General features: G+C 72.5%; 28 protein-coding genes. 16 read left to right on the top strand and 12 right to left on the bottom strand.

Annotated features, from left to right (window positions below; translation table 11 throughout):
- Positions 1-47: 47 nt before the first annotated feature.
- The 3 genes from ACSU6L_RS01300 to ACSU6L_RS01310 all read right to left on the bottom strand — a co-directional run bounded on the left by ACSU6L_RS01300 (position 48) and on the right by ACSU6L_RS01310 (position 3,302).
- Positions 48-746, bottom strand: a complete 699-nt coding sequence (locus ACSU6L_RS01300; protein WP_437052654.1) for a response regulator — start codon at positions 744-746, stop codon at positions 48-50.
- 125 nt (positions 747-871) lie between these two features.
- Entirely contained in the window at positions 872-1,759 is an 888-nt protein-coding gene (locus tag ACSU6L_RS01305) for an aminoglycoside phosphotransferase family protein (protein ID WP_437052656.1), read from the bottom strand.
- Positions 1,760-1,985: 226 nt separating this feature from the next.
- Positions 1,986-3,302, bottom strand: a complete 1,317-nt coding sequence (locus ACSU6L_RS01310) for a phytase (RefSeq protein WP_437052658.1) — start codon at positions 3,300-3,302, stop codon at positions 1,986-1,988.
- 349 nt (positions 3,303-3,651) lie between these two features.
- On the opposite strand from ACSU6L_RS01310, the gene ACSU6L_RS01315 reads away from it, so the two are divergent.
- The 4 genes from ACSU6L_RS01315 (at position 3,652) to ACSU6L_RS01330 (ending at position 8,410) form a co-directional block, all read left to right on the top strand.
- Complete coding sequence (locus ACSU6L_RS01315; protein ID WP_437052660.1) at positions 3,652-5,211, top strand: APC family permease; 1,560 nt, start codon at positions 3,652-3,654, stop codon at positions 5,209-5,211.
- 444 nt (positions 5,212-5,655) lie between these two features.
- Positions 5,656-6,438, top strand: coding sequence for a maleylpyruvate isomerase family mycothiol-dependent enzyme (locus ACSU6L_RS01320; RefSeq protein ID WP_437052662.1), 783 nt, complete (start codon positions 5,656-5,658; stop codon positions 6,436-6,438).
- A 30-nt stretch (positions 6,439-6,468) separates the two neighbouring features.
- Entirely contained in the window at positions 6,469-7,524 is a 1,056-nt protein-coding gene (locus tag ACSU6L_RS01325; protein WP_437052664.1) for a YihY/virulence factor BrkB family protein, read from the top strand.
- A 145-nt stretch (positions 7,525-7,669) separates the two neighbouring features.
- Positions 7,670-8,410, top strand: a complete 741-nt coding sequence (locus tag ACSU6L_RS01330) for a carbonic anhydrase (protein WP_437052666.1) — start codon at positions 7,670-7,672, stop codon at positions 8,408-8,410.
- A gap of 54 nt (positions 8,411-8,464) precedes the next feature.
- Here ACSU6L_RS01330 and ACSU6L_RS01335 read toward each other — a convergent pair whose 3' ends face one another.
- The 3 genes from ACSU6L_RS01335 to ACSU6L_RS01345 are packed head-to-tail and all read right to left on the bottom strand — an operon-like array spanning position 8,465 to position 11,482.
- On the bottom strand, positions 8,465-9,961 hold the full coding sequence (locus tag ACSU6L_RS01335; RefSeq protein WP_437052668.1) for a tripartite tricarboxylate transporter permease: 1,497 nt from the start codon (positions 9,959-9,961) through the stop codon (positions 8,465-8,467).
- A gap of 1 nt (position 9,962) precedes the next feature.
- Entirely contained in the window at positions 9,963-10,502 is a 540-nt protein-coding gene (locus ACSU6L_RS01340) for a tripartite tricarboxylate transporter TctB family protein (protein ID WP_437052670.1), read from the bottom strand.
- A complete protein-coding gene (locus ACSU6L_RS01345; RefSeq protein ID WP_437052672.1) occupies positions 10,499-11,482 on the bottom strand; it encodes a Bug family tripartite tricarboxylate transporter substrate binding protein in 984 nt (327 codons plus the stop codon). Before ACSU6L_RS01345 ends, ACSU6L_RS01340 begins: the two co-directional genes overlap by 4 nt.
- Before the next feature lie 267 nt (positions 11,483-11,749).
- Between ACSU6L_RS01345 and ACSU6L_RS01350 the strand changes: the two genes are divergently transcribed.
- The 6 genes from ACSU6L_RS01350 (at position 11,750) to ACSU6L_RS01375 (ending at position 15,595) form a co-directional block, all read left to right on the top strand.
- Entirely contained in the window at positions 11,750-12,319 is a 570-nt protein-coding gene (locus tag ACSU6L_RS01350; protein WP_437052674.1) for a TetR/AcrR family transcriptional regulator, read from the top strand.
- A gap of 29 nt (positions 12,320-12,348) precedes the next feature.
- Positions 12,349-13,530, top strand: coding sequence for a GDSL-type esterase/lipase family protein (locus tag ACSU6L_RS01355; protein WP_437052675.1), 1,182 nt, complete (start codon positions 12,349-12,351; stop codon positions 13,528-13,530).
- Positions 13,531-13,685: 155 nt separating this feature from the next.
- Complete coding sequence (locus ACSU6L_RS01360; protein WP_437052677.1) at positions 13,686-14,189, top strand: alpha/beta hydrolase fold domain-containing protein; 504 nt, start codon at positions 13,686-13,688, stop codon at positions 14,187-14,189.
- A gap of 83 nt (positions 14,190-14,272) precedes the next feature.
- A complete protein-coding gene (locus ACSU6L_RS01365) occupies positions 14,273-14,494 on the top strand; it encodes a hypothetical protein (protein WP_437052679.1) in 222 nt (73 codons plus the stop codon).
- Positions 14,482-14,715, top strand: a complete 234-nt coding sequence (locus ACSU6L_RS01370) for a hypothetical protein (protein ID WP_437052681.1) — start codon at positions 14,482-14,484, stop codon at positions 14,713-14,715. Before ACSU6L_RS01365 ends, ACSU6L_RS01370 begins: the two co-directional genes overlap by 13 nt.
- Before the next feature lie 139 nt (positions 14,716-14,854).
- Positions 14,855-15,595, top strand: coding sequence for a response regulator (locus tag ACSU6L_RS01375; protein ID WP_437052683.1), 741 nt, complete (start codon positions 14,855-14,857; stop codon positions 15,593-15,595).
- Positions 15,596-15,640: 45 nt separating this feature from the next.
- Here ACSU6L_RS01375 and ACSU6L_RS01380 read toward each other — a convergent pair whose 3' ends face one another.
- Both ACSU6L_RS01380 and ACSU6L_RS01385 read right to left on the bottom strand, forming a co-directional pair.
- Positions 15,641-16,168 carry a hypothetical protein gene (locus tag ACSU6L_RS01380; RefSeq protein WP_437052685.1) on the bottom strand — a complete coding sequence of 176 codons (528 nt, stop codon included), beginning with the start codon at positions 16,166-16,168 and terminating at the stop codon, positions 15,641-15,643.
- A 223-nt stretch (positions 16,169-16,391) separates the two neighbouring features.
- The gene (locus tag ACSU6L_RS01385) at positions 16,392-16,841 is read right to left on the bottom strand and encodes a flavodoxin family protein (RefSeq protein WP_437052687.1); all 450 of its coding nucleotides are present in this window, start codon (positions 16,839-16,841) and stop codon (positions 16,392-16,394) included.
- A gap of 78 nt (positions 16,842-16,919) precedes the next feature.
- On the opposite strand from ACSU6L_RS01385, the gene ACSU6L_RS01390 reads away from it, so the two are divergent.
- Positions 16,920-17,555 (top strand): class I SAM-dependent methyltransferase, encoded by a 636-nt coding sequence (locus ACSU6L_RS01390; protein WP_073939791.1) that lies wholly within the window; start codon positions 16,920-16,922, stop codon positions 17,553-17,555.
- A gap of 53 nt (positions 17,556-17,608) precedes the next feature.
- Positions 17,609-18,496 carry an arginase family protein gene (locus tag ACSU6L_RS01395; RefSeq protein WP_437052690.1) on the top strand — a complete coding sequence of 296 codons (888 nt, stop codon included), beginning with the start codon at positions 17,609-17,611 and terminating at the stop codon, positions 18,494-18,496.
- Positions 18,497-18,514: 18 nt separating this feature from the next.
- Here ACSU6L_RS01395 and ACSU6L_RS01400 read toward each other — a convergent pair whose 3' ends face one another.
- Together ACSU6L_RS01400 and ACSU6L_RS01405 are read right to left on the bottom strand one after the other, a co-directional pair.
- Entirely contained in the window at positions 18,515-19,045 is a 531-nt protein-coding gene (locus ACSU6L_RS01400) for a DUF4396 domain-containing protein (RefSeq protein WP_437052692.1), read from the bottom strand.
- 251 nt (positions 19,046-19,296) lie between these two features.
- Entirely contained in the window at positions 19,297-19,656 is a 360-nt protein-coding gene (locus ACSU6L_RS01405) for an ArsR/SmtB family transcription factor (RefSeq protein WP_437052694.1), read from the bottom strand.
- A 177-nt stretch (positions 19,657-19,833) separates the two neighbouring features.
- Here ACSU6L_RS01405 and ACSU6L_RS01410 point away from each other — a divergent pair, with 177 nt between their 5' ends.
- The 4 genes from ACSU6L_RS01410 (at position 19,834) to tgmB (ending at position 24,302) form a co-directional block, all read left to right on the top strand.
- Positions 19,834-21,198 carry an FAD-dependent oxidoreductase gene (locus tag ACSU6L_RS01410; RefSeq protein WP_437052696.1) on the top strand — a complete coding sequence of 455 codons (1,365 nt, stop codon included), beginning with the start codon at positions 19,834-19,836 and terminating at the stop codon, positions 21,196-21,198.
- Between the two features lie 224 nt (positions 21,199-21,422).
- Positions 21,423-22,652 carry a hypothetical protein gene (locus ACSU6L_RS01415; RefSeq protein WP_437052698.1) on the top strand — a complete coding sequence of 410 codons (1,230 nt, stop codon included), beginning with the start codon at positions 21,423-21,425 and terminating at the stop codon, positions 22,650-22,652.
- 458 nt (positions 22,653-23,110) lie between these two features.
- Positions 23,111-23,302: a putative ATP-grasp-modified RiPP gene (gene tgmA, locus ACSU6L_RS01420; RefSeq protein ID WP_437052700.1), complete on the top strand. Its 192-nt coding sequence runs from the start codon at positions 23,111-23,113 to the stop codon at positions 23,300-23,302.
- Positions 23,303-23,318: 16 nt separating this feature from the next.
- A complete protein-coding gene (tgmB, locus tag ACSU6L_RS01425; protein WP_437052702.1) occupies positions 23,319-24,302 on the top strand; it encodes an ATP-grasp ribosomal peptide maturase in 984 nt (327 codons plus the stop codon).
- A 47-nt stretch (positions 24,303-24,349) separates the two neighbouring features.
- Here tgmB and ACSU6L_RS01430 read toward each other — a convergent pair whose 3' ends face one another.
- Positions 24,350-24,592 carry a DUF5133 domain-containing protein gene (locus tag ACSU6L_RS01430; protein ID WP_073939801.1) on the bottom strand — a complete coding sequence of 81 codons (243 nt, stop codon included), beginning with the start codon at positions 24,590-24,592 and terminating at the stop codon, positions 24,350-24,352.
- Positions 24,593-24,726: 134 nt separating this feature from the next.
- Complete coding sequence (locus ACSU6L_RS01435; protein ID WP_437052704.1) at positions 24,727-26,493, bottom strand: ABC transporter ATP-binding protein; 1,767 nt, start codon at positions 26,491-26,493, stop codon at positions 24,727-24,729.
- Positions 26,494-26,525 lie beyond the last annotated feature (32 nt).

The raw sequence follows: 26,525 nt of genomic DNA on the forward strand, positions 1-26,525 counted from the left end.
CGTCCGCCGCCTCTCCTGCCACCGTAAACGGGCCGGGAACGGGCGGCTCAGAGGCCGCGGCCGTCCTGCCGGAGCCGGTCCTGGGCCTGGCTGGCGATGACGGCGGCCTGGATGCGCCGTTCGACGCCCAGCTTGGCCAGGAGGCGGGAGATGTGGTTCTTGACGGTCTTCTCGGCGAGGAAGAGCTGCTGTCCGATCTGCCGGTTGGTCAGGCCCTCGCCGACCAGGGCGAGGATCTCGCGTTCCCGCTCGGTCAGCGCGGGCAGGGCGTCCGGTTCCTGCTGCGGCTGGTCGGCGCCGCGCAGCCGGGCCATGACCCGGCTGGTGGCGCTCGGGTCGAGCAGGGACTGGCCGCGCGCCACCGTGCGGACCGCGGTGACCAGGTCGGAGCCCTGGATCTGCTTCAGGACGTATCCGGAGGCGCCCGCCATGATCGAGTCGAGCAGGGCCTCCTCGTCGTCGAAGGAGGTCAGCATCAGGCAGGCCAGGTCGGGCATCCGCGAGCGCAGCTCACGGCAGACGGTGACGCCGTCGCCGTCGGGGAGCCGGACGTCGAGGACGGCGACGTCGGGTCGCAGCGCCGGTACCCGCACCAGCGCCTGTTCGACGGTGGCGGCCTCGCCGACGACGTCGATGTCCGGTTCGTCGTCCAGCAGGTCGCGCACCCCGCGCCGGACCACCTCGTGGTCGTCCAGCAGGAAGACGCGTACCGGTCCGTCGGGCCCGGGCCGCTCGCTGTCCGCCATCGCTCACTCCTCGTCCTGGTTCCGCGGGGCCCCAAGCCGCGCGGGTTCCCCTTCAGGATCCTTCTCGTTACAGGGCCGGATGGCCAGGGCCGTTCGGCCCTGATCGCGACCGGACCCGAACACCGCTACGCCTTCGAGACCTCTTCGAGCACCTCCCGGATCACATGCCGGGCGTTGCCCGCCATCGCCGGGTTCGTCTCCCGGTAGTACGGCAGCGCGATCACGGCCTGCGAGAGCGTCCGCGCCCGGCCGCGCAGCCAGGTCGCGTCGTCGACGTCCAGTGCCTCCCGGAACACCTGCCTGGCCTCGGCCGGCAGCAGGTTCCACGCCGGGAACAGGTCGCAGGCCGGATCGCCGACGCCCATGCATCCGAAGTCGATCACCGAGGTCAGCCGGCCGCCGTCCACGAGCAGGTTGCCCGGCATGAGGTCGGCGTGCAGCCACACCGGCGGCCCGTCCCAGTCCGGGGCCCGCAGCGCCTCCTGCCATACGGCGGCCACGGCGTCGCAGTCGACGCCTTCCTGCGGGATGGCGCGCAGTTCCTCGATCGCCGCCCGGGTCCCCGCGTCGAGGGAGGCGACCGGCCCGCCGCGATGGGCCGTCGGCGCTCCCGGCAGGGTGACGCCGCGGACCGCCGTCACGAACGCGGCGAGGTCCGCGGCCAGCGCCACCGGCTCGCTCAGCGCTCCCGCCTCGGGGTTCTCCCCCGGCAGCCACCGGTACACCGACCACGGCCACGGATACCCCTCACCGGGCTCGCCGGCGCCCAGCATCTCGGGGACGGGGGTGGGCAGCAGCGGCGCGAGACGCGGCAGCCAATGCTGTTCGAGCGCCACGTCAGCGACGCCGCCCCGCGCCAGTGGGAGCCGTACGGCCATCTCGTCGCCGAGCCGGTACACGGCGTTCACCGTGCCGCCGGACGGGAACCGCGTCAGCGGCAGCTCCGCCCACCGGGGGAACTGCTCCGCGATCAGCCGCCGTACGAGGTCGTCGTCCACGCCGTGGTCCGTCATGCGGCGTCGTCCGTCTCGTGGAGCCGTATGTCCCGGTTGGCGAAGTGGTGGCCGCCGACCGCGGCTCGGACCGCCTTGCGCGCCATGCCTGTCCCCCCTTGTCCGATTGTCGTCCGGCCTGGTCGGAGCCGGTGATCATCGAGGTTAGCGGGTACGGCCGCCCGCCGGGGCGCCGGGACGTCAGGGCCGCCGGAGCGCGGGAGGGCACCCGGCGGCCGTGCGGGGGTCACATGTCGGCGGCGTCCACCACGTCGCCGAGGTCGACGAACTTGAAGCCGGTCGCGGTGCGGGTGCCGCCCTCGCCGTCGGAGACCTCGGGGGTGTCGTGGCCGTCCTGGACGACCAGCAGACCGTTCGGGTAGCGGCGGCCCAGCGGGGCGTTCAGGACGGCGGCGCCGTCGCACTCCTCCGAACCGTCGAGCGTCGCCGAGGCGGCACCGACGCGGAAGCCGCCCTCGTACTCGTTGTCCTCGCTCACCTCGCGGTCGTACAGGGCGAAGGTGTCGTCGCCCTGGCTGGAGGCGAGGAGGTAGCCGTCGCCGTCGGACTCCTGGAACAGGGTCAGGCCCTCGACGTCGGCGGCCAGCCGCTCGCCACCGTAGCCGGGGTCGGCGCCCGCCGCGCACTCCTCGGTCGTCTCGTCGTAGACGCCGGGCACGCCGAACTCGCGGACCTTGTCGACCAGGACCGGCTTGGTGGTGAGGTCGGCGCGCATCCGCCAGATGCCGATGTCCTCCTGACCGGCGTAGAGGGTGCCGGTCGCCGGGTCCACCACCATGCCCTCGACCTGCGGAAGCTCACCGGGTTCCGCGCACGGCGACCAGCTGGTGCCGTCCGGGAGGCGGAAGGACGACGGGAGGTCGAGGGTGCGGACCTTGCGGTAGCCGACGGTGCCGTTCGCCGTGGGGGTCAGCTCGACGAGGGCGACGCGGGTCCGTTCCCGCTGGCTGACCAGGGCGTAGGTGCGTCCGGTGGCCTTGTCCTGCCAGGTGGCGAGGCCGTACGCGGTGCGCTGGTCGTTGATCTCGGCCTGGTCGGCGGAGAACACCGGGGCGGCGGCCGGGTCGGTGATGTCGGTCAGCGGGGCGCCGGGCCTGGACGGGTCGATGCGGTAGATCCGCAGCCGGTCGTTGCCGCGGTCGCTGACGACGGCCACGTCGGCGCGGCCGACGGAGGTGCGCAGTCCGGTGACGAGGTCGACGTTGTTGAAGCGGCCGGGGGCGTCGTCCTCGGCGGGCGGACGCGGGGCGGGCAGCGACTGCACCAGGCGGGCGTCCAGGTCGTACACGCGCAGGCCGCCCTCCTTGGCGGTCGCGACGACGAGGCTGCGGTCCGGGTCGGCCGCGTTGCGCCAGATCGCCGGGTCGTCCGCGTCGGAGTTGCCGCCCGCCTCGTCGTCGTACAGCGCGGGGGTCTCGCTGACGGGGGTGACCGTGGGGAGCGCCTCGCCGTCGGCCCCGGCCGGGGTGACGGCCAGGAGGGTGAGCACGGCGGTGCCCAGGGCGAGGGCGGCGGTTCTGCGCGGAGTGCGGTGCGTTGTCACAAGCGCTTCCTTCATCGGTGTCGAGGACATGCCGATGCTGCGGGCGGTAGATGGCGCGGAGGAGACCAAGATCTGTACACACGGTCGAGGGCGTCGGTTTCCAGCCAGACGAAATGTGTAACTCAGATCACACGGGAAGCTTGCAACCGGACATTTCTGGCTCCGCTGCGATTACCGAATATCGAACGCAGCTCAAACGGTTTTGGAAGGCAAGTTTCATTGCCTCGATCAACCTTCGAAACACAGGCAGTTACCCCGCCACACCCTTGAATAGATGGATCATGAACCTTCCGGGCCCAGGATGTAACGCACGGTCGACACGGAAACCGCAGCACTTAACGTCCTGTTCATGACTCAGCTGGACGCACGGCCCATGGCCGGAAACACAGGCGACGAGGGCCCCGGCCACGGCATGCGTGCCAAAGGGCTGAGCGGCAACTCCGTCGGGCTACTGGGCAGCGCCGTCATCGGCGTCTCCACCGTGGCCCCGGTCTACTGCCTGACCTCCACCCTCGGGTCCACCGCCGGCGAGGTCGGACTGCAGATGCCGGCGGTGTTCCTCGCCGGCTTCCTGCCGATGCTGCTCGTCGCGTTCGCCTACCGCGAGCTGAACAAGGTCATGCCGGACTGCGGCACCTCCTTCACCTGGACGGTGAAGGCGTTCGGCCCGAAGGTGGGCTGGATGTGCGGCTGGGGGCTGGTGATCGCCACGATCATCGTGCTCTCGAACCTCGCGGGTGTGGCGACCTCGTACTTCTGGCTGCTCGCCGGTGAGATCACCGGCAGCGAGGACGTGGCCGCCCTCGACGGGAACAAGGCGGTGCACATCGTCACCTGCCTGGCGCTGGTCGCCATCGCGACCGTGATCAGTTACCGCGGGATGACCGCGACCAAGGGCGTGCAGTACGCGCTGGTCGGACTTCAGCTGGTGGTGCTCGCCCTGTTCGTCGCGATGGCGTTCGGGAAGGCCGGCAGCGCCAACTTCCCGACCTCGGCGGACTTCTCCTGGTCCTGGATGAACCCCTTCGCGGTGCAGTCGTTCGGCGCCTTCACCGCCGGGCTGTCGCTGTCGATCTTCATGTACTGGGGCTGGGACGCCTGTCTCACCGCCAACGAGGAGACCAGCGGCAGCGCCAAGACCCCGGGCCGCGCGGCGCTGCTCGCCATGGTGGTGCTGGTCGGCTCGTACCTGGCCACCGGTGTGGCCGCGCAGATGGTCGTCGGCTCCGGCGACAAGGGGCTGGGACTCGCCAACCCCGACACCTCCGACAACGTCTTCGCCGCACTGGCCGGTCCGGTGATGGGCTCGGCGCTGGGCATCCTGCTCTTCGTGGCCGTCCTCGCCTCGGCGGCGGCCAGCCTGCAGACCACGTTCATCCCGGTCGCCCGCACCGTCCTCGCGATGTCCACGTACGAGGCGCTGCCCGCCTCCTACGCCAAGGTCCACGAGCGATTCCGCACCCCGGGCCGCGCCACGGTCATGGCCGGTGTCGCGACCGGCGTGTTCTACACGGTGATGACGCTGGTCAGCGAGCACGTGCTGGTCGACACGATCTACGCGCTCGGCCTGATGATCTGCTTCTACTACGCCCTCACCGCGTTCGCCTGCGTCTGGTACTTCCGCGCCGAGGTGCTGCGCTCCGGCCGCGACCTGCTCTTCAAGGGCCTCTTCCCGCTGGTGGGCGGGCTGCTGCTGAGCGCGGTCTTCGCCAAGACGCTGCTGGACATGTGGAACCCGGAGTACGGCAGCGGATCCTCGGTCTTCGGCATGGGCTCGGTGTTCGTGATCGGCGTGGGGCTGCTGCTCCTCGGTGTGGTGATCATGTACTGGATGCGGTGGCGCAGCCCGGCGTTCTTCCAGGGCAGGACCCTCACCACGGAGACGCCCTCGCTGGTCGCCGAGGACTGACGGCCGACCTGGCCGCACACGAACGGCGGGGCACCCCGGGGGGTGCCCCGCCGTTCGTTCGTGATCGTCCACGACGGCGGCAAGGCGGGCGTCGGCATCGCGTTCTGCCCCTGATGCGGGCGGCGGCTGCCCGAGTCGCTGCGGGACCGCGACGACCGCTTGGTCACCGCACCCGGCGAAGGGTTCGGCGCACCCGGCGAAAACCACCTGCCGCCGCGGGAGCACCGGCCCTAGGGGACGTCTCGCCGATCATGCCGGGCTCGCGGCGCCTGGCACCGCGCCTCGCCGCGTTGTCGTCACTCGCCGATTCCCCCAAGCTCCCGGCTCCCCTCGAGCAGGGGGGACCCCCATCGCATCGACTCCCTCCTCCGCCTTGCGATGCACGGCACCAGACGCCGCTCCCTGATCCGGCCTGATCGACGAGACACCCCCTAGCGTTGCGTCATGAGCCTGTGGAGCCTCGACCGCTACCGCGCCGAAATCCTCGTCCAGACCGACCTGCTGCGCTCCCTCCTCGGCGGCGCCGACCCGGCGGCCCGCGTGCCGACCTGCCCCGAGTGGAACCTCGGCCAGCTCGCACGGCACATCGGCGGCAACCACCGCTGGGCCGACACGATCGTGCGGACCCGGGCCACCGGACCGGTCTCCACGGAGCTGGTCGACGAGGTCTTCCACTACGGCGACGAGGACCCGGCGGTGCTGGACACCTGGCTCGCCGACGGCGCCCGGCGGCTCACGGACGCGCTGGCGGACGCCGGGCCCGAGGCGCGCGTGTGGACCGTCGTACCGGATCAGCCCCTGGTCTTCTGGGCGCGCCGCATGCTGCACGAGACCGTCGTCCACCGCGCCGACGCGGCGTGGACGGTGGGCGCCCGCTACGAGGTCGAGCCGGCGGTGGCGCGGGACGCGCTCGACGAGTGGATGTCGTTCGGCTCCGTGCCCGAGACGTACGACCCGTCGATCGCCCGGCCCCTGCTCGGTCCCGGCCGCACCCTCGCCTTCCAGGCCGCCGACGCTCCCGACGGGAGCTGGTTCGTCGATCTCACCGGTGACGTGCCGCGCTGGCGGCGCGGCGGGGGCGAGGCCGCCGTCACCGTCCGGGCGGCCCTCCCCGACCTGCTGCTCCTGGTCTACGGGCGCCCCGTGCACGACCGGACGAGCGTCGACGGCGACCGGGACCTGCTCGGACTGTGGCTGGAGCGGACCGGGTTCTGGCTGCATGAGTGAGCGAATCCCGGACGGGGTTACTCGGGGGGCATGGCGAAGCTGCATCTTCCCGGGCGTGCCGGGCACAACGACCAGCTCGACGACCGCAGGCCGACTCCGGAGGAGGCCGGTCCCGGCCCGGAGGTGGAACGGGCGGCACCCGAGACGCCGGCCAAGCTGCCGAAAGGGGCCTGGAAGGCGGTGCTGAAGGGCAGCCTCAGGGAGTTCAAGGACGACGAGCTGGCCGACCGCGCGGCGGCGCTGACGTACTACGGGGTGCTGGCGCTGTTCCCGGCCCTGCTGGTGCTGGTGTCGCTGCTCGGCCTCTCCGGCAGGTCGACCACGGACAAGGTGCTGGACAACCTGCAGTCGCTGGCCCCCGGTCCCGCCAGGGACATCATCACCCAGGCCGTCGAACAGCTTCAGGGCAACGCGGGCACCGGTTCCCTGGTGGCGGTCATCGGTCTGGTGGTGGCGGTGTGGTCCGCGTCCGGCTACGTGGCGGCGTTCATGCGGACCGCGAACGCGGTGTACGACATCCCGGAGGGGCGGCCGGTGTGGGCGATCCTGCCGGTGCGGCTCGGGGTGACCGTGGCCCTGATGGTGATGGCGCTGATCAGCGCACTGATCGTGGTGTTCACCGGGGGCGTCGCGCGCCGGGCGGGCGATCTCCTCGGGGTCGGGGACACCGCGCTGACGGTCTGGGCGATCGCCAAGTGGCCCGTGCTGCTCGTGCTGGTCACCCTCATGATCGCGCTGCTGTACTGGGCCGCCCCGAACGCCCGGGTGCGCGGCTGGCGGTGGATCACCCCGGGCAGCTTCCTCGCCCTGGTGATCTGGATGATCGCGTCCACGGGGTTCGCCTTCTACGTCGCGAACTTCGGCTCGTACAACAAGACGTACGGGACGATGGCGGCCGTCATCATCTTCCTCATCTGGCTGTGGATCACCAACCTGGCGATCCTCCTCGGCCTGGAGTTCGACGCGGAGACGGCACGCCAGCGCGCGATCGCCGGCGGCCTCCCCCCGGAGCAGGAGCCGTACACCGAGCCCCGCTCGACCCGCACCTGGGACGACGACGAGAATCCGCCCGGCGGCGGTCGCTAGCCGGGCAACGCGGCTGGCTCAGCGCCAAGCGCTGCCCTCGCCCGTGCCAACAACGGCTCAACGACAGTCCAGGAATCGCCCACGCACGACCATGATTCGGTAGCACTGCCGACCGGGCAGCGGTTTCGGACATACGTTCTTCGCCGTGATTCTCGACGACACCCTGTTCGGAGCCGCCGAGGCGGCTCCCGCCCGCCGCCTTCTGCTGCGCGCCGCCGTGACCGGAGCCGCCGTGGCCGGCGCCGGGCTCACACTGGACGTCTCGCCCGCGGCCGCCGCCCCGCCCGCCGCCCGGCCGCGGCCGACCACCGCCCGGCAGGCGCTGCGGGAGCTGGCCGCCGGGAACCGGCGCTGGCGCACCTACCGGGAGCAGCACCCGGACGAGACCCCGGCCGTGCGGCAGGCGCTGACGTCGGGGCAGCACCCGTTCGCGATCGTGCTCGGCTGCATCGACTCGCGGGTGCCGCCGGAACTGGTCTTCGACCAGGGGCTCGGCGACCTGATCACCGTGCGCAGCGCCGGGGAGGTGCTGGACGAGGCGGTGCTCGGCAGCATCGCCTACGGGGTGCTGGAGCTGGGGATACCGCTGATCGTGGTGCTGGGCCACCAGTCGTGCGGGGCCGTGCGGGCCGCCGTCGAGGCGGACGAGTCGGGTGGACCGCTGCCCGCTCACATCCGGTACCTGGCCGACCAGATAGCCCCGGCGATCGACCGCGGCACCGGGGGAGACGCCCGCGTCGACGCGACGATAGACGCCAACATACGGCTCGTGCGGTCCCGGCTCGCGGCGGACAAGGATCTCGCCGAGCGGGAGGCGGACGGGCGGCTGTCGATCGTCGGCGCGCGGTACGAGCTGACCAGCCAGCTGGTGCACCGCGTCGCCTGACGGTCGATCACCCGGTGGCGCCGGGCGCGGCGCCACCGCTCCCGTGCTCCCGCCTCAGCTCCCTGTCGTGGTGCTCGTCGGCCTCAGCCTCCGCAGGAGGGGCCAGGCCAGCAGCACCGCGATCACCGCGTAGACCGTCACCGCGAACGGGGTGTCGACCAGGCCCGTGACGCTGCCGTCGCTGATCTGCAGGGCGCGGCGGAGTTGCTGCTCGGCGTTCGGGCCGAGGATGACGCCGATGACGGCGGGCAGGACGGGCAGGCCGTAGCGGCGCATGCCGTAGCCGATGAGGCCGATGACCAGCAGGATGACCAGGTCGACGACCTCGCCGCCCACCGCGTAGGCGCCGACGGCCGCGAAGAACAGGATGCCCGCGTAGAGGTACGGCCTGGGGATGCGCAGCAGCCTCGCCCAGAGCGGGGCCAGCGGCAGGTTGAGGGCGAGCAGCAGCACCATGCCGACGAAGAGGGACGCGATGAGGCCCCACACCAGGTCCGGCTCGCGTTCGAAGAGCAGCGGGCCGGGCTGGATGCCGTACTGCTGGAACGCGGCCAGCATGACGGCGGCGACGGCCGTGGTCGGCAGGCCGAGGGTCAGCATGGACACGAGGGTGCCCGCCGCCGAGGCGGAGGCGGCAGACTCGGGTCCGGCGACGCCCTCGATGGCGCCCTTGTTCCAGTCGTCCTTGTGCTTCGACAGCCGTTTCTCCATGACGTACGACAGGAAGGTGGGGATCTCGGCCCCGCCCGCCGGGATCGCGCCGAACGGGAAGCCGATGAACGGGCCGCGCAGCCAGGACTTCCAGGTGCGTCTCACATCGCCGCGGCCGAGCCACGGGCGGCCCACCGGGATCGGTTCGCCGGGCGTGCGCCGCAGGTGCGCCGCCACCCACAGGGCCTCGCCGATGGCGAACAGGCCGACCGCGACGATCACCACGTCGATGCCGTCGGCGAGCTGGAGCGAACCGAAGGTGAGCCGCTGGCGGCCGGTCATCTGGTCCAGGCCGACCAGGCCGAGGGTGAGCCCGATCAGCAGGGAGGCGAGGCCGCGGACGCGGGAGGAGCCGAGGACCGAGGTGACGGCGATGAACGCCAGCACCATGAGGGCGAAGTAGTCCGGCGCGCCGATGTCGACGGCGAGCTCCGCGACGGTCGGGGCGAGCACGACCAGCAGGATCGTGCCGACCATGCCGCCGGCGAAGTGGCCGATGGCGGCGGCCGCGAGGGCCTGCGCGCCGCGCCCCGACTTCGCCATCGGGTTGCCTTCGATGGCGGCGACGACGGCCGCGCTCTCGCCGGGTGTGTTGAGGAGGATGGAGGTGGTGGAGCCGCCGAACATCGCGCCGTAGTAGATGCCCGCGAACATGATGAACGCGCCGATCGGGTCGAGTCCGTACGTGACCGGCAGCAGCAGCGCGACCGCCATGGCGGGGCCGATGCCGGGCAGGACGCCGATCGCGGTGCCGAGGAGTACGCCGAGGGCGGCCCAGAGGAGGTTGAGCGGGGTGAGGGCGGTCCCGAAGCCGTCCAGGAGGGAGTCGAGGGCGTTCATGTCACAGGACTCCCATCAGCGGGCCGCCGGGCAGCGGCACTCCGAGCAGGTGGTCGAAGACGACGTAGGTGACGAGGGAGAGGGCGGCAGCGATCAGCGGGTCGCGGTCGGTGCGGCGGCTGCCGAGGACGAACGCGGCGCCCCAGAAGAGCAGGGCGCCCGCGGCGGGGAAACCGAGCGGTTCGATGAGGACGGCGAAGCCGAGGAAGACGCCCGCGAGCAGCAGCACGGTGCGCCAGTCGGCGGGCTCGGACAGGTCGACGTCCTCGCCGGACTCGGCCTGGCCGCGGCCGCCGCGCAGCACGTCGACGGCGAGCAGGGCGGAGATCAGCAGCAGGCCGGCGCCGACGACGACGGGCACGGTCCTCGGGCCGACGGGGCCGCGCTGGGCGATGTCGGCGTCCATGGTCAGGGCGTCGGTCAGGACCAGCACACCGAGGGCCAGCAGCAGGGCGCAGACGCCGAGTTCGGAGTGGTCGCGCAGCCAGGAGCGGCGGGCCGGGGCGGGCGGCGCGGGTGTGCCGGTGGCCGGTGTCGTCACAGTCCCAGCTCCTTCAGCACGGAGACCACGCGCCGGTCCTGGGCGTCGAGGAACGCGCCGAACCGGTCGCCGGTGAGGAAGGCGTCGTCCCAGCCGTTCTCGCGCAGGGACCGCCGCCACTCGGGCGAGTCGTGCAGCGCCTCGATCAGCCGGATCAGCTTGTCGCGTTCGGCGTCGGTGAGGCCGGGCGGGGCGACGACGCCGCGCCAGTTGGTGAAGTTCACGTCGTAGCCCGCCTCGCGGAGGGTGGGGGCGTCGAGGCCCTCGACGCGCTCGGGCCCGGTGACGGCGAGCGGGCGCAGCTCGCCCGACTTGATCTGGTCGAGGTATTCGCCGACGCCGGAGACACCGAAGGCGACCTTGTCGCCGAGGATGGAGGCGAGGAGTTCGCCACCGCCGTCGAAGGGGATGTAGTTGACGTCCTTCGGGGAGATCCCGGCGGCCCGGGCCATCAGCATCGGCGCCAGATGGTCGGGGCCGCCGGGGGCCGAGCCGCCGCCCACGGGCAGCTTGCCGGGGTCGGCCTTCCAGGCGTCGATCAGGTCGTCGACGGTCCGGTACGGCGAGTCCTCAGCGACCACCACGACGTCCTGTTCCTCGGTGAGGCGAGCGATGGGGGTGGTGTCGGCGAGGGTCTTCGGCGCGTCGTTGGAACGGACGGCGCCGACGACGCCGAGTCCCATCGACATCGCCAGCCTGCCGTTGCCGTGCTCGCTCACCAGCCGGGTCAGGCCGACGGTGCCGCCCGCCCCGGGGAGGTTGAACACCTCGATGTCCGGGGTGAGGCCGGCGTCCTCGGCGTTGCGGGCGGCGGTGCGCGCGGTGATGTCGTAGCCGCCGCCGGGCGTGTTGGGGACCATGAAGCGCAGGCCGGGGATGCGCGTGCCGGTCTCGGCGCCGCTGCCGGTGGTCAGCAGCGGCGGTCCCAGCAGCACGAGCAGGGCGGCGCCGAGCAGGGCGAGGGGGGTGCGCAGGCGCACGGAGGCCACCACCTGTCGGTCGGATCGGGAGGGAGGTGGCCACATGGTGCCCGGGGGCGGGCGGGCTGTCGCGCTTGTGGAGGCAACGATGGTTGTGGTCGTTGTGGTCAGGGCGGAGGCGGCCTGCGGCCTCGTACACGATCAGCGGCTCACCCCCTCGCTGCCTAGAGGGAACGGAATTTGCCTAAAGGCTTTAGGCATCCGCATAATTCATTCAGGCGGAGTTCCGGTCAGGCAGAGCTCCGGTGAGGCAGAGAGCGGAGCGGCATGGCACGCGTGGGACTGACCGCCGAGCGTCTGATCCAGGCGGGCGCCGAGCTGGCCGACGAGGTCGGCTTCGACCAGGTGACCCTCTCGGCGCTCGCCCGGCGGTTCGACGTCAAGGTCGCGAGCCTGTACTCCCACCTGCGCAACTCGCAGGAACTCAGAACCGGGATCGCGCTGCTCGCCCTCGAGGAACTCGCCGACCGAGCCGCCGACGCGCTCGCCGGGCGGGCCGGCAAGGACGCCCTCACCGCGTTCGCGAACGTCTACCGCGACTACGCCCGCGAGCACCCCGGCCGCTATGCCGCGGCCCGGCTGCGGCTCGACCCCGAGACGGCGGCCGCCGGCGCGGGCGTACGGCACGCGCGGATGACGCGGGCGATCCTGCGCGGCTACGACCTGACGGAACCGGACGAGACCCACGCGGTCCGCATGCTGGGCAGCGTGTTCCACGGCTACGTGAGCCTGGAGCTGAGCGGCGGCTTCAGCCACAGCGAACCCGGCTCCGAGGAGACCTGGGCGCGCATCCTCGACGCCCTCGACGCCCTGCTGCGCAACTGGCCCGCGCACTGACCCCCGACCACCCCCCACCGGCGGAGATCATGAACACCCCCTGGATCACGACCCCCCTCACCGCGGAACTCCTGCGCGGCGCCCTCGACCTGGAACACACCGAGCACGGGGTGCTGCCGCACCGGCTGCCCGCCCGGGCCCGCGCGCAATACGCCGATCCGCTGCTCGCCTCGGCGGAGACCCAGCCGTCCGGCGTACGGCTGGTGTTCCGCACCCGCGCCACCGCCGTGGAGCTGGACACGCTGCCCACCAAGCGGGTCTACGTCGGCGCCCCGCCCCGCCCGGACGGCGTCTACGACCTGCTCGTCGACGGCGAGCCGGCCGGGCGGGGCACCGTGGCCGGCGGCAACACCGTGACCATCGACATGACCACCGGGTCCTTCGAGTCCCGGCCCGGACCGGCCGGCACGGTCCGCTTCGACGGACTGCCCGACCGGGTCAAGGTCGTCGAGATCTGGCTGCCGCACAACGAGACCACCGAACTCGTCGCCCTGCGCACGGACGCCCCGGTCGAGCCCGTGCCCATGGACGGGGAGCGGCCGGTGTGGCTGCACCACGGCAGCTCGATCAGCCACGGCTCCGACGCCGCCAGCCCCACGACCACGTGGCCCGCGCTCGCCGCGTCCCTCGGCGGGGCGGAGCTGGTCAACCTGGGCTTCGGCGGCAGCGCCCTGCTCGACCCGTTCACGGCGCGGGCGATGCGGGACACCCCCGCCGACCTGATCAGCCTGAAGATCGGCATCAATCTGGTGAACCTCGACGTGATGCGGCTGCGGGCCTTCACCCCCGCCGTCCACGGGTTCCTCGACACCCTCCGGGACGGCCACCCCACCACCCCGCTGCTGGTGATCTCCCCCATCCTGTGCCCCATCCACGAGGACACCCCGGGCCCCGGCGCCCCGGACTTCTCCACCCTGGAAACGGGGCAGCTGCGGTTCCGGGCGACCGGAGACCCCGAGGAGCGCGCCTTCGGCAAGCTCACCCTGAACGTCATCCGCGACGAACTCGCCAAGATCGTCGAGCAGCGCGCCGCCGAGGATCCGCACCTGCACTACCTGGACGGCCGCACCCTCTACGGCGAGGCCGACGCCGCCGAGCTGCCGCTGCCGGACGGCCTGCACCCGGACGCCGCCACCCACCGCCGCATGGGCGAGCGCTTCGCCCGGCTGGCGTTCGGCAAGGGAGGCTGCTTCGCGGGCGGGGGTTCCTGAGCGCGGAGCGTGAGGGCGAGCCGGGTTCGCCGTCGCCTGCCCGGACTACCGGCTCAGCGGCGAGGCCCCGTACCCCGCCCAGCTCGACGACCTGCGCTCCCCTGGCCTGGCTGCACACCCGCTCCGCCGAACTGGGCCTGGACACCTCCCGGACCGTGCTGTGGGGCGAGTCGGCCGGCGGGCACCTCGCGGCCCTGACCGCGCTCACCGCCGCGGCCCGCCCCGGTACGGCCGACGTGCGCGGCTGCGCGGTCCGGTGCGCCCCGTCCGACCTCACCCGGCTCGCCGAGGACCACCCGCCCGGTGCCTTCGACCCGGCCGACCCCGCCTCCTTCGAGGCGCTGCTGATCGGCGCGGCGCTCGCCGACGCTCCCGGACGGGCGCGTGCCGCCAGCCCGGTGCACCGGGTGACGGCCGACGCGCCGCCGTTCCTCGTGCTGCACGGCACCGCCGACACGATCGTCCCGCACGCCCAGGGCGAACGGCTGGCGACGGCGCTGCGGGAGGCGGGCGTCCCGGTCGGCTTCCGGCCCGTCGAGGGCGGCGACCATCTGTGGATCGGGTTGCCGGAGGAGGAGGTCGAGAGCTGCTTCGCCGCGACCGTGGAGTTCGCCGCGCGATGCGGCGACCCGGAGACGGAGCGGCGTCCGGAGGTGTAGGGGTGGGGCGGGCGGCAGCGAGTGGGCGGGGCCCGGGGGCGGATAATTCCCTCGTCCGTCGTCCTCCGAGGCCCTGAGGAGCCATGAGTCACCGCGCCGCCAATCTCCCGCAACTGCTCGGCGAGGCCCGTCGCTGGTTCGAGGACGCGCTGTTCGCCAGCATGGAGGCCGCCGGGGAGCAGCCGGTGACCACCGCCCAGGCGTCCGTCTTCGCGTCGCTCGACGCCGAGGGCACGACAGTCTCCGAGCTGGCCCGCCGGATCGGCGTCACCGGCAGACGGTCCACCAGGCCGTGCACGGGCTGATCGGCATGGGGCTCCTGGAGCAGGCCCCCGACCCCGGCTCCGCCCGCCGCCGGCTGATCCGCACCACCCCGGAGGGCCTGCGCGTCCACGAGCGCGCGCAGGCCGTGATCGCGGTCGTCGAGTCGGCCCTCGCCGACCGCATCGGCCGCCCCGGCGTCGAGGCCCTGCGGCAGGCACTCACGGCCGACTGGGGTGAGCCGCCGCTCGTCACGGCGCCCTGACCGAGCACGTCGCCCCTCTGGCGTCCGACCGGCCGGTCTGCGAACGTCACGGCGGCGGGACCACGACACGCCGAGCCGTGGTTCCGGCACGCCTGACCGTCAGCCACCCCGTCGACGCGGTGGCGGAAGGAGCGGACCGATGATCACTGCGGCGTCCCGTACGACTGCCGTCCCCGATGCGTCCGGTGCGGCCATGGACACGATCGGCGTCCTGGTCGTCGACGACGACTTCAGGGTGGCGAAGGTGCATCGCGCCTACGTGGAACGCGTCCGGCCGTTCCGGGTGGTGGGCGTCGCGGGCAGCGGTGAGGAGGCCGCCGGCGCGGTGGACGAGCTGCGCCCCGACCTGGTGCTGCTCGACCTGTACCTGCCCGACGTCTTCGGCCTCGACGTCATCCCCCGGCTGCGCTCCGCCGGGCACGACTGCGACGTGATGGTGATCAGCGCCGCGCGGGAGGTGGACGCGGTGCGCGGCGCCGTGCGCCAGGGGGTCGTGGACTATCTCCTCAAGCCGTTCGAGTTCGCCGACCTGCGGGCTCGGCTTGAGCGGTACGTGGCCCAGCGGGGTCGGCTGGAGAGCGCCGTCGTGCGCGGCCAGGCGGACGTGGACCGGGTGCTGGCGGGGGCGGCCGCACCGGCGCCGATCGCCGCGTGCGCCCTGCCGAAGGGGATGAGCGTCGAGACCGCCGAGCTGGTGGAACGCGCCCTGCGCGGCGCCGACGGCACCCTCTCCGCGAGCGAGTGCGCCGCGCTGACCGGGCTGTCACGGGTCAGCGCCCGCCGCTATCTGGAGCACTTCCATACGACGGGCAGCGCCGAGGTGTCGCTGCGGTACGGCGTGGCGGGGCGGCCGGAGCGGCGGTACGGCTGGCGCGGGTGAGGCCCGTGGGGTGGCGCCCGTGGGGTGGCCTATCGGGGCCCGTGCTCAGGCGATGAGCGCCTGGTCCGGTCCCAGCCGGGCCACGAGGTGGGCGTGGTGCAGGCCGGCGACGGGAGCGAGCAGGTCGGGGTGGCGGAGCAGGGCCGCTGCCTGCCAGTCCCGGTCTCCGGGCTCCAGCAGACGGCGGTACTCCAGCGGCGTACCGGCCGGCTCCGTCGCCTCGGTGACCGCGGTCACCGCCAGGCGGGCCAGCTCGGGGTCGGTGAGCAGGCAGGCGGCCCAGCTGGCCACGACCTCGTCCACCCAGGTGCGCCAGGCGGTGTCGGCCGTGTCCGCACCGGCGGCCGTGTCCGCGCCGGTGACCCAGTCCAGGCGGGACGAGCCGCCCGGCCCGGCCATCGCCACCAGGGCGGCGTCGGTCCGGGTGGGGTAGCGCAGCAGTGCCGCGACGGTGACGGCCTGCCGCGCCTGCACCTCGCACAGGGCCTCGGCCAGGGCGCCGCCGGACGCCGGGTAGGCACGGGTCAGCCATTGAGCGGTCGCCGCTATGAGCGGGGAGAGATGGGTGAGCACTGGCGGGCCGTCCGAACTGCCGGGGACAAGGACCGGACAAAACGGTAGCCGCCGACCTGCCGGGAGGAACGTGGCGTGGATCTCTTCCGGGACGTGGCCTGGAACACATTCGCGGCGGATCCGGGGGCCTGGGGGGGGCTGGGGTTGTCCGGACGCGGGTCCAGGGGGCATCGGCTTAGGTGGCCGGGGCCGTCCGGACGCTGATCCGGGCGCCGCGCGGTGGTCACATGAGGCCGGCCGCCACCGTCGCCCCCAGCTCCCAGCACGCCTCGAGGTCGGCCTTGCCGGGTTCGCCGGTCACGGTCACCGGATCGGCCGCGCGGCGCCATGCCAGGCCGGTCGTGATCGACTCGATGCCTCGGACGGCTCCGGTGACATCGCTGCCGCCGTGCACGTAGTAGCCGAAGGGCCGGCCGCGGGTCTCGTCCAGGCAGGGGTAGTAGACCTGGTCGAAGAAGTGCTTGAGGGCGCCGGACATGTAGCCGAGGTTGGCGGGCGTGCCCAGCAGATAGCCGTCGGCGGCGAGCACGTCCGACGCCGTCGCGGAGAGGGCCGCGCGCCGCTCGACGCGGACGTTCTCGATCTCCGGTGCCGTCGCCCCGGCGAGGACGGCTTCGAGGATCGCCTGGCAGTTGGGCGACGGGGTGTGATGCACGATCAGCAAGGTGGGCACGGCCGAACCTTAACGCCCGTTGTCATCGCCGTCCCCCGGGTGCGACGATGCCCGGCACCACCATGCGGAGGAGGCACAGTGACCGACGGGGACCGGCAGCCGGACGCCGCGGCGGCGTTCGACGCACTCGGCGCCGCCTACGAGAAGGCGTTCGCGGGATCCGAGGCGCATCGGGCGTCGCTGGAATGGCTGCTGGAACGGCTCGCGCCGGGCAGCCGGGTGCTGGACGTGGGCAGCGGGACGGGGCGGCCGACCGCCGAGACGCTGGCCGCGGCGGGGCACCGGGTACTGGGGGTCGATCTCTCCCCCGTGATGGTCGAGTTGGCGGCGCGGCAGGTGCCCGACGCCGAGTTCCGGCGTGCCGACATCCGGGAACTGCCCCTGACGGACGGCTCCTACGACGCGGTCTGCGTGTACTTCTCCCTGCTGCAGATGTCCCGCGCGCAGCAGTCCGAGGTCGTCGGCCGCCTGGTGCGGGCGCTGCGGCCCGGCGGGCACATGGTGCTGGCCACCGTGCCGCTCGACGTGGAGGGCGTCGACGCCGTGTTCATGGGTCAGCCGGTCCGGGTGACCAGTTTCGCCGCCGGGGACTTCACCGCGCTGGCGGACGCGGCGGGCCTGACGGTGCTCCGGGAGGAGCAGACCCTGTTCACGCCGGCCCACCCCGAGGCCGTACCGGAACCGCATCTGTTCCTGTACGCCCGGCGCGACTGACGCCGGGCGGCGCGGGACGATGGCTGTGACACCACGCGTGAGGGAGTCCGGCCATGCGGGTACCGGCGATCGTCGAGGCTCCGTCCGTACTCGGTCTGCGGCCGTCCGGCGTCCAGGACCTGCCGCGCGCGCTGCTCGGCGCGGGCCTGGCGGACCTTCCCGGGTCCGTGCGGGCCGGACGGGTCGAGCCGCCGCCGTACGACGCCCGGCGCGACCCCGAGACCGGCGTGCTCAACCCGGCCGGCATCGCGGAGTACTCCGTGCGCCTCGCGGACGTGGTCGGCGGTCTCCTCGACGCGGGGTGCTTCCCGGTCGTCCTCGGCGGCGACTGCAGCATCCTGCTCGGCAACCTGCTCGCCCTGCGCCGCCGGGGCAGGCACGGCCTGCTGTTCCTCGACGGCCACACCGACTTCTACCAGCCGTCGGCGGAACCGGTCGGGGAGGTCGCGTCCATGGAGCTGGCCCTGGCCACGGGGCGCGGGCCACGGCAGTTGACCGACCTGGAGGGGCGCGGTCCCCTGCTGCGGGACGAGGACGTCGTGGTCCTGGGGTTCCGTGACGCCGGTGAATCCGCTCGGGCGGGGATGCAGCCGCTGCCGCCCGGGCTGTACGCCGTCGGCGTGGACGGCGTCCGGGCGGCCGGCGCCGGGGCGGCGGCCCGGGAGGCGGTGGCACGGCTCGGCACCGTCCGGTACTGGGTCCACCTCGACGTGGACGTGCTCGACGACGCGGTGATGCCGGCGGTCGACCACCGGCAGCCCGGCGGGCTGACCTGGGCGGAGCTGGAGGAGGTGCTGGGCACGGCGCTGACCGGGGAGCGGGCCGTCGGGCTCGACGTCACGATCTTCAACCCGCGCCTCGATCCCGACGGGACCATCGCCGCCCGTCTGACGCGGTGCCTGCGCCAAGGGCTGACGAGCGCGGCCGGGACGTCCGCCTGACCGCCGTGCCGGTGTGCGTCAGTGGTAGGCGTGGACGACGGCGTGGCCCTTGCCGCGGCCGATCATCCACTTGTTGACCGGCGTGGTGATCACGAAGGCGACCGCGAAGCCACCCAGCAGGGCGAACCAGAACAGCCCCTCCGAGAGATGGGCGTCCATCGCCCCCGGGGTGAGCGCGATGATCGCGTTGTCGACCAGTTCCATCACCGCGATCGAGACGGTGTCGGCGGCGAGCGCCACCTTCAGTGCGCTCTTGAAGTCCAGCCCTGCCCTCAGGACCGCGAACAGGGTGAACGAGTAACCGAAGAGGAACGCCAGCCCGATCGCCAGGACCATGGTCTGCACATTGCCCCACATCAGGGCGGTGCCGATCACCATGCCGAGGATCTCGCCGATGGCGCACCCGGTGAGGCAGTGCAGCGTCGCCTTCACGGCCATGCTCCAGGAAGCCGACCCGCGCCCATGCCCGTGTCCGTGCGCGTGACCTTCGCCGTGCCCGGTGTGCTCGGCGTGGTGGGCGCTGTGGTGGTGATGACCGGTGTGGTCCATGACGTTCTCCCCAAATCCCGTCCGGCGGGGCGATGACTCCTCCGGGCCCCACGCCTCGAACTATATACCCCTAGGGGGTATACGCGCCAGAGTGGTCGTGAGGCACTTGGCACGGTCGGGGCACGGGGTGGACGCCCTGCGGGCGAAGAGAGGAACGAGCGGGCGATGGCACGGCTCGTCGACGGCCGGGCCTCCGACGAGGAGATCAAGGACATCCCCGGCCCCGCACGGCGCGCCGGCTTCGGCCAGCGTCAGTCGTGCGGGGCCTTCCCGCTGACCCGGTGGTCGGCGTGGCTGAGGGCCTCCAGGACGAGGCGGCGCAGATGGCCGTCGCGCAGGCGGTAGTGGATGTGCCGGCCCTCGCGCCGGGACTCGACCAGCCCGGCGAGGCGGAGCTTCGCCAGGTGCTGGCTGACCGCCGTGCGCGACGCCCCGCAGCGTTCGGTCAGCGAGCCGACGTCCGACTCCCCTTGCGCCAGGAGCCACAGCAGGTGCAGACGGGTCGGCTCGGCCAGCATCGCGAACACCTCGGCGGCCTCGGCGAGGCGCGCGCTGTCCGGTGGGCGCAGATGCGCCTCGCGTGCGGGTGGGGCGGGCTCGCGGGCAGGCATGCGGTACAGCCTAGAACCGCCCGGCTCCGCGCGGCCGCCCAGGTGACTGAAGGCTGACTTATCCCTCTCATAAGGCTGCCTTATGAGCCCATAGATAGGACCCGCGTACCGACTTAGGCTTGCCTTAACTTAGGCTTCCCCACGAGTCGCTTGTCGTCACTCGAAGGGAACCTGATCATGCCCCGCCCCCTGCGGGTAGCCATCGTCGGAGCCGGCCCCGCCGGGATCTACGCCGCCGACGCCCTGCTCAAGTCCGACGTGGCCGCCGAACCCGGCGTGTCCATCGACCTCTTCGAGCGGATGCCGGCGCCGTTCGGCCTCATCCGTTACGGCGTCGCCCCCGACCACCCCCGGATCAAGGGCATCATCACCGCCCTCCACCAGGTGCTCGACAAGCCGCAGATCCGCCTTTTCGGCAACGTCGACTACGGCACCGACATCAGCCTGGACGACCTGCGTTCGTTCTACGACGCGGTGATCTTCTCCACCGGTGCGACGGCCGACCGTGCCCTCCCCATCCCGGGCATCGACCTCGACGGCTCCTACGGCGCCGCCGACTTCGTCTCCTGGTACGACGGCCACCCGGACGTGCCGCGCACCTGGCCGCTGGAGGCGGAGAAGGTCGCCGTCCTCGGCGTCGGCAACGTCGCGCTCGACATCGCGCGCATCCTCGCCAAGACGGCGGACGAGCTGCTGCCGACCGAGATCCCGCCGAACGTCTACGAGGGGCTGAAGGCCAACAAGGCCCTCGAGGTCCACGTCTTCGGCCGCCGCGGCCCGGCGCAGGCGAAGTTCAGCCCGATGGAGCTGCGCGAGCTGGACCACTCCCCCAACATCGAGGTCATCGTCGACCCCGAGGACATCGACTACGACGAGGGTTCGATCGAGACCCGGCGCGGCAACAAGCAGGCCGACATGGTCGCCAAGACCCTCGAGAACTGGGCGATCCGCGACGTCGGCGACCGTCCGCACAAGCTCTTCCTGCACTTCTTCGAGTCGCCCACCGAGATCCTCGGTGAGGACGGCAAGGTCGTGGGCCTGCGCACCGAGCGCACCGAGCTGGACGGCACCGGCAACGTCAAGGGCACCGGCAAGTTCACGGACTGGGACGTCGACGCGGTCTACCGCGCCGTGGGTTACCTCTCCGACAAGCTCCCGAAGCTGCCCTGGGACCTAGACTCCGGCACGGTGCCCGACGAGGGCGGCCGGGTCATCGAGGAGGGCGGCGCCCACCTGCAGTCGGTGTACGTCACCGGCTGGATCCGGCGCGGCCCGGTGGGTCTCATCGGCCACACCAAGGGTGATGCCAACGAGACCGTCGCCAACCTGCTGGACGACTTCGCGGGCGGCCGTCTGCAGACGCCTGAGGCGCCCGAGCCCGAGGCCGTCGAGGCCTTCCTGGCCGAGCGGGACATCCGCTTCACCACCTGGGAGGGCTGGTACAAGCTGGACGCCGCGGAGAAGGCGCTGGGTGAGCCGCAGGGCCGCGAGCGCGTGAAGATCGTCGAGCGTGAGGACATGCTGAAGGCGAGCGGCGCGTAGGCACGTACGGCGCGCCGAGTGCGTGTCGGCCCAGGGGCCCGGCGGCCGTGCCGCCGGGCCCTTTCGTGTGCGCCCCCTGTCACGGCGTCAGGCGGGGCTGTGGCGCGGCGACGGGGCGTCTCGTCTCGTCGACACGTCAACTCGCCGGGTACCCCGGTTGATCTCCACCCGCCCCCGGCGACGATACTGGCAGCTGCACGACGCCCCCGCTCACAGATGGACCCATGTCGACCTCCACCACCGACCGCCCCACGACTCCCCCCACGGTGTGGCTGGCTCGCGGCCGCCATGTCGGTACCGCCGCCGAGGAGGTGCTGCGACGCAATCTGCGCGACCTCAAAGAGCGCGGTGTGATCCACGGTCACATGGAGCCGCCCGAGACGGAGGGCGCCCGGGAGCGGGTCTTCGAGGCCCGCTGGCTGGTCGCCGGGGAGGTGACCGTGCGGGCGCGGCTGGCCCTCGCGGACGCCTCGGACGGCGGCCGGGAGTGGGTGCTCGCCGCCGAGGCGGAGGCCGCCTGGGACCTCCAGTGGCCGTCACCCGTGACCATGTTCTGGCCCGACGCCACCGAAGGCCCCGACGCCCCGGACGGCCCCCCCGCGCCGGACAGCCCTGACGCCCCGGCAGCCGGCTGGGACCGGGCGAGCGGTTCCGAGCTGCGGCTCCGCGACATCAATCCGCTGCCGGCCGACGACAAGGAGCTGCGGCGCGTCCTGCGCAACGCCGCACCCGACACCTGGACGGTCCATGTCGTCGTGCACGAGGCCATGACCCCGGACGAAAGCGGCCGGCGCCCGCTGAGCCCGCTGCTGCCGCCGGGAGTGCGGCACCGCGTGGTGGAGCACCGCGCCGCCCCGCACCAGCTGCGCGCCGTGAACTGGGCGCTGCGGGAGTTCGGCGTGGAGGTGCCGCGCGGTGGCGCCGTGGTCCTGCCCGGCATCCCCGCTCCGGAGGGGTACGACCGGGGCCGCTTCGCCGTGCGCAACGTCTTCCTGGACGGCTCCCGGCCCACCGAGCTGATCGACGCGGTGACCCGTTTCGCCCGCGCGCCCAGGCCGCTGCCGAAGGGCGCCGACGAGGTGCTGACCGCGCTGCGCGAGGACTGGCATCTGCTGACGCTGGAGGAGGAGCTGGAGCGCGAGCGCGCCCTGGTGGCCATGTACGCCGAGGCGCTGGAGGCCATGACCAAGTCCCGTGACCTGTACCGGGAGGCCGCCGAGCGGGCGAACGAGGCGCTGGCCGCCTACCGGGAGTCCGCCGCCGCGGCGTCCCTCCCCGCCCCGCGCGAGCAGGAGCGGAATCAGGACACCCAGCCCGTCTCCCCGTTCCAGCAGTTGACCCGCACGCTGGAACGCCTCAAGGGCGGCGTAAAGGCCAAGCGCGCCGCCGCGCCCGAGTCCCGGACGGACACCGAGGACCGGACCGAGACGCCCGGGCCGCCCGAAGCGCCGTAGCGGACACCAGGCCGGGCGAGCCGACGGTACGGATCGGCGCCCGGCCGGTTCCCGATCCTCGCATTCCTCGCTTTCTTCCTCTCCCTCCTTTCCCAGGTGTCCACCCGGTCCCTCCTCCGCCGCGCCCGCGCGACAGGTCGGGAGCTGGGAGGCAATACCGGAGCCGTATCAGGGAATTGGAGGAGTGGACGGCCCATCACGCACTTGTTCCTACGCTCCGCGCACTCGCCGGACCTCAGGCCGGTCGCCTCTCCGTAATCCTCGCCGGACTCAACCGCGGGGCGCCCTGAACCGTCTCAGGTTCAGGGCGCCCGCACCCAGAAAAACTACGGAGCGTAAGGAAACCAACCAGGCGTTCGATTCGTATAAGTCCATGGAAGCCCTGGAGATCCAGCGGGCGCGGTCAGGTAGTCGGCCCGCCGCGGCTTCACCGGGGCAGCACCGACGAGGGAGAGACGATGCAACCGTTCGCGCTCAACTACGCACGCCCGGCGGCGGAGTTGGACGTCACCACCCCCTATGCCTACGACCCCGGACGGCAGCTGAACGTGCTGTTCGACGGCCGGATCGCCGCCACCGATCACGCCTTGCTCCGGGAACTGGGGACCACGACGTCCACGGCGGGCTCCAAGACTCATTTCGACGACTGACCACGGACCGTCGGAGATGACCGTACTGATCCTGACCAGCGACCAGGACGTGACGGCCGACATGGTCGTCGTGCACCTCCACGCGTCCGGAGTGCCGGTGGTCCGGCTCGACCCCGCCGATCTGACCGGCGGGGTCGCCCTCTCGGGGGAATTCGTGCACGGCTCCTTCCGGGGCCATCTGTGGTCCGCCGGGCGGCTGGTGGGCATGGACGGGCTGCGGTCCGTATGGGTGCGGCGGCCGGGCGCTCCGGCCGCCCACGCGGCCACACCGTCCGCCTGGCTGACCGAGGAGTCCTCACAGGCGCTCTACGGCATGCTGCGCGGCACCGGCGTCCGCTGGATGAACCATCCCGACGCGGCCCGCCGGGCCCGCCACAAGCCGTGGCAGCTGCGCCTCGCCCAGCGCAGCGGGCTGCCCGTGCCGGCCACACTGATCACGACGTTCCCGCAGGCGGCGCGGGACTTCGCCGAGCGCTTCCCGGATCTGGTGGTCAAGCCGGTCTCGGGCGCGCATCCGCAGGAGCCGCCGCGCGCCGTGCCGACCAGCCGGGTGGCGCCCGGCACCGACTTCGCCGCGGTCGCGTTCGGGCCGACGCTGTTGCAGCGGCGGATCGCCAAGCGCGCCGACATCCGGCTCACGGCGGTGGGCGAGCGGCTGCTGGCCGCCCGCAAGGAGACCCCGCCCGACGCCGACCCCGACGACGTCGACGTACGTTTCGCCGAGCCCGCCGCGCCCTGGGCGGAGACCGAGGTCCCGCCGCGGATCGCCGAGGCGGTGCACGGGTATCTGCGGGAGGCGGAACTGGCTTACGGCGCTTTCGACTTCGTCGAGGACGCCGACGGCACGTGGTGGTTCCTGGAGTGCAACCAGTCGGGGCAGTTCGGGTTCGTGGAGATCGACACGGGCCAGCCGATCGCCCGGACGATCGCCGAGTGGCTGGCCCGGCCCGCTCCGCGGCGACCGGAGCGGTCGTGCGACGCCGGTACCACGGTTCCCTGACCGTGGTACCGGCGTCGCGGGGGGTACGGCGGTGTCGTACGGCGGGGTCAGACCGCCAGCGACAGGCCGCTGTCCTCGTCCGGGTCCGCCGCCCGGCCGTCGGTCAGCAGAGCGTCCGCCTTGGCGATGGCGTCACGGATATCTGTGGTGCCCATCATCACGCAGAGCGTGTAGCTGACGTCATCCAACTCGCGTGCTGTGGCCGCACTCTCCCGCTCCGCCTGGGCGATCTGCAGGGTCGCGTACCGGGTCAGCAGCTTTCTGACGACCTTCGGGTCCGGTACAAGCACGGGGCGCCCCTCTCTCGGCTTTTTCGCTGCGTATGCCCGGTAGGTGCCGGACCAATCACCTCCGGTGAGCGCCGGGCGCAATTGACGCGATACCGTTGCCCGACGCCCGTGCGCGGGGCGGTCGCGGGGCGGTCTCAGGCGGCTTGTCCGCTGTGCAGCGCCGCGTACGCGCCACCCCGGCGGAGCAGTTCCTCGTGGGTGCCGATCTCCTCGATCCGGCCGTCGCCCATCACCACGATCCGGTCCGCGCCCCGCACGGTGGACAGCCGGTGCGCCACGACGAAGGTGGTACGGCCGTGCAGCAGCCGGGCGAGCGCCTCCTGGACGAGCGCCTCGGAGCGGGTGTCCAGGGCGGAGGTCGCCTCGTCGAGGACCAGCACCCTCGGGTCCCGGATCAGGGCGCGGGCGATGGCGAGCCGCTGCCGCTGACCGCCTGACAGCCGCGCCCCGTGCTCCCCGACCAGGGTGTCGAGGCCCTTGGGCAACCGGTCGACGAACTCCAGGGCGTTGGCGTCCCGCAGCGCCGCGCGGACGGTCTCCTCGCCGGCGTCGTCCATGCCGTAGGCGACGTTGTCGCGGACGGTGCCGTCGAAGAGGATCGACTCCTGCGGGACCACCGACACGAACCGCCGGTAGGTGCGCAGGTCGAGGCCGGCCATGTCGGCGCCGTCGAGCAGCAGCCGGCCCGAGGTGGGGCGGATGAACCCGATGACCAGGTTGAGGACGGTGGACTTGCCGGCGCCGGAGGCGCCCACCAGGGCGATGGTCTCGCCGGGGGTGACGTCGAGGGTGAAGTCGCGGACCGCGGCGCGTCCGCCGTCGTAGGCGTAGCCGACGCCCTCGAAGGTGACGGCGCCGCGCAGCGAGGTGACCTCGGCCTTGCCCTCGTTGTCCTCCAGTTCGGGTGCCTGGAGCACTTCGCCGACCGAGCGGACCGACTCCAGGCCCTTGGATATGACCGGGGTCAGTCCGGCCAGCGTGGTCACCGAGTTGGTGAGGGTGGTGAGGAAGGCGCTGAGCATGACGACGTCGCCGGGGGTGACGCCCCAGACGCCGTAGTACGAGATGAGCGCGGCGCCGGCGAGCACCAGGACGCCGACCACGTTGAGCACCACCCAGGCCAGTGAGCCGAACCGGCCGTTGACGAGGTCGAGGCGCATCCCGGAGGTGAGCAGCCGGCGCAGGGTGCCGTCCATGCGGCGCAGGGCCTTGCCCTCCAGGCCGTGGGCGCGGGTGACCGGGATGAGGCGGGTCATCTCGGTCACCCTGGACGACAGGGTCTCCACCTCGTGCCGGAAGTGTTCGTTGTGGGTGCGCAGCCGGGACCGCAGCCGGGCGACGAGGAGGGCGGCGGCGGGCACGACGATCAGGAAGACGGGGAGGAACTCGGGGGTGCGGACGGCGATGATGACCAGGCCGCCGATGAGCACGGTGGTGGCGCCGAGCCCCTGCTCCGCGGTCTGCTGGACCATCTGCTCGACCGTCTCGACGTCCCGGACCACCTTGGCCTGCAGGACGCCGGCGCTGACCCGGGAGTGGTAGCCGATGGACAGCTGCTGCATGCGGGTGCACAGCGCGGAGCGCAGGGCGGTGCCCATGCGGCGGACGCTGCCGTAGAGGAGGCGGACGTAGAGCACGTGCAGCGGGTAGTTGACCAGCAGGATGAAGAGGATGACCCCGGTGCTGGTGAAGAGCCGGCCGATGGGCTGGTGCTGGACGACCGTGTCGATGATGGACGCGGTGATCAGCGGGAGCAGCCAGATCGGACTGTGTTTGAAGGTGAAGACGGCGACCGCGGCGGCCAGGCGCCGGCGGTCGGCGCGGAAGAGGTAGGCGAGGGTGCGAATCGGGTGTTCGCCCCGGTAGCGGTGGTCGAGCGGTTGTTCCAACGGCGATGCCATCGGTGGTGTTCCTCTCCGGTGACCTTGTGGAT

This window comes from Streptomyces sp. enrichment culture, from assembly GCF_964272855.1.
Taxonomy (GTDB): domain Bacteria; phylum Actinomycetota; class Actinomycetes; order Streptomycetales; family Streptomycetaceae; genus Streptomyces.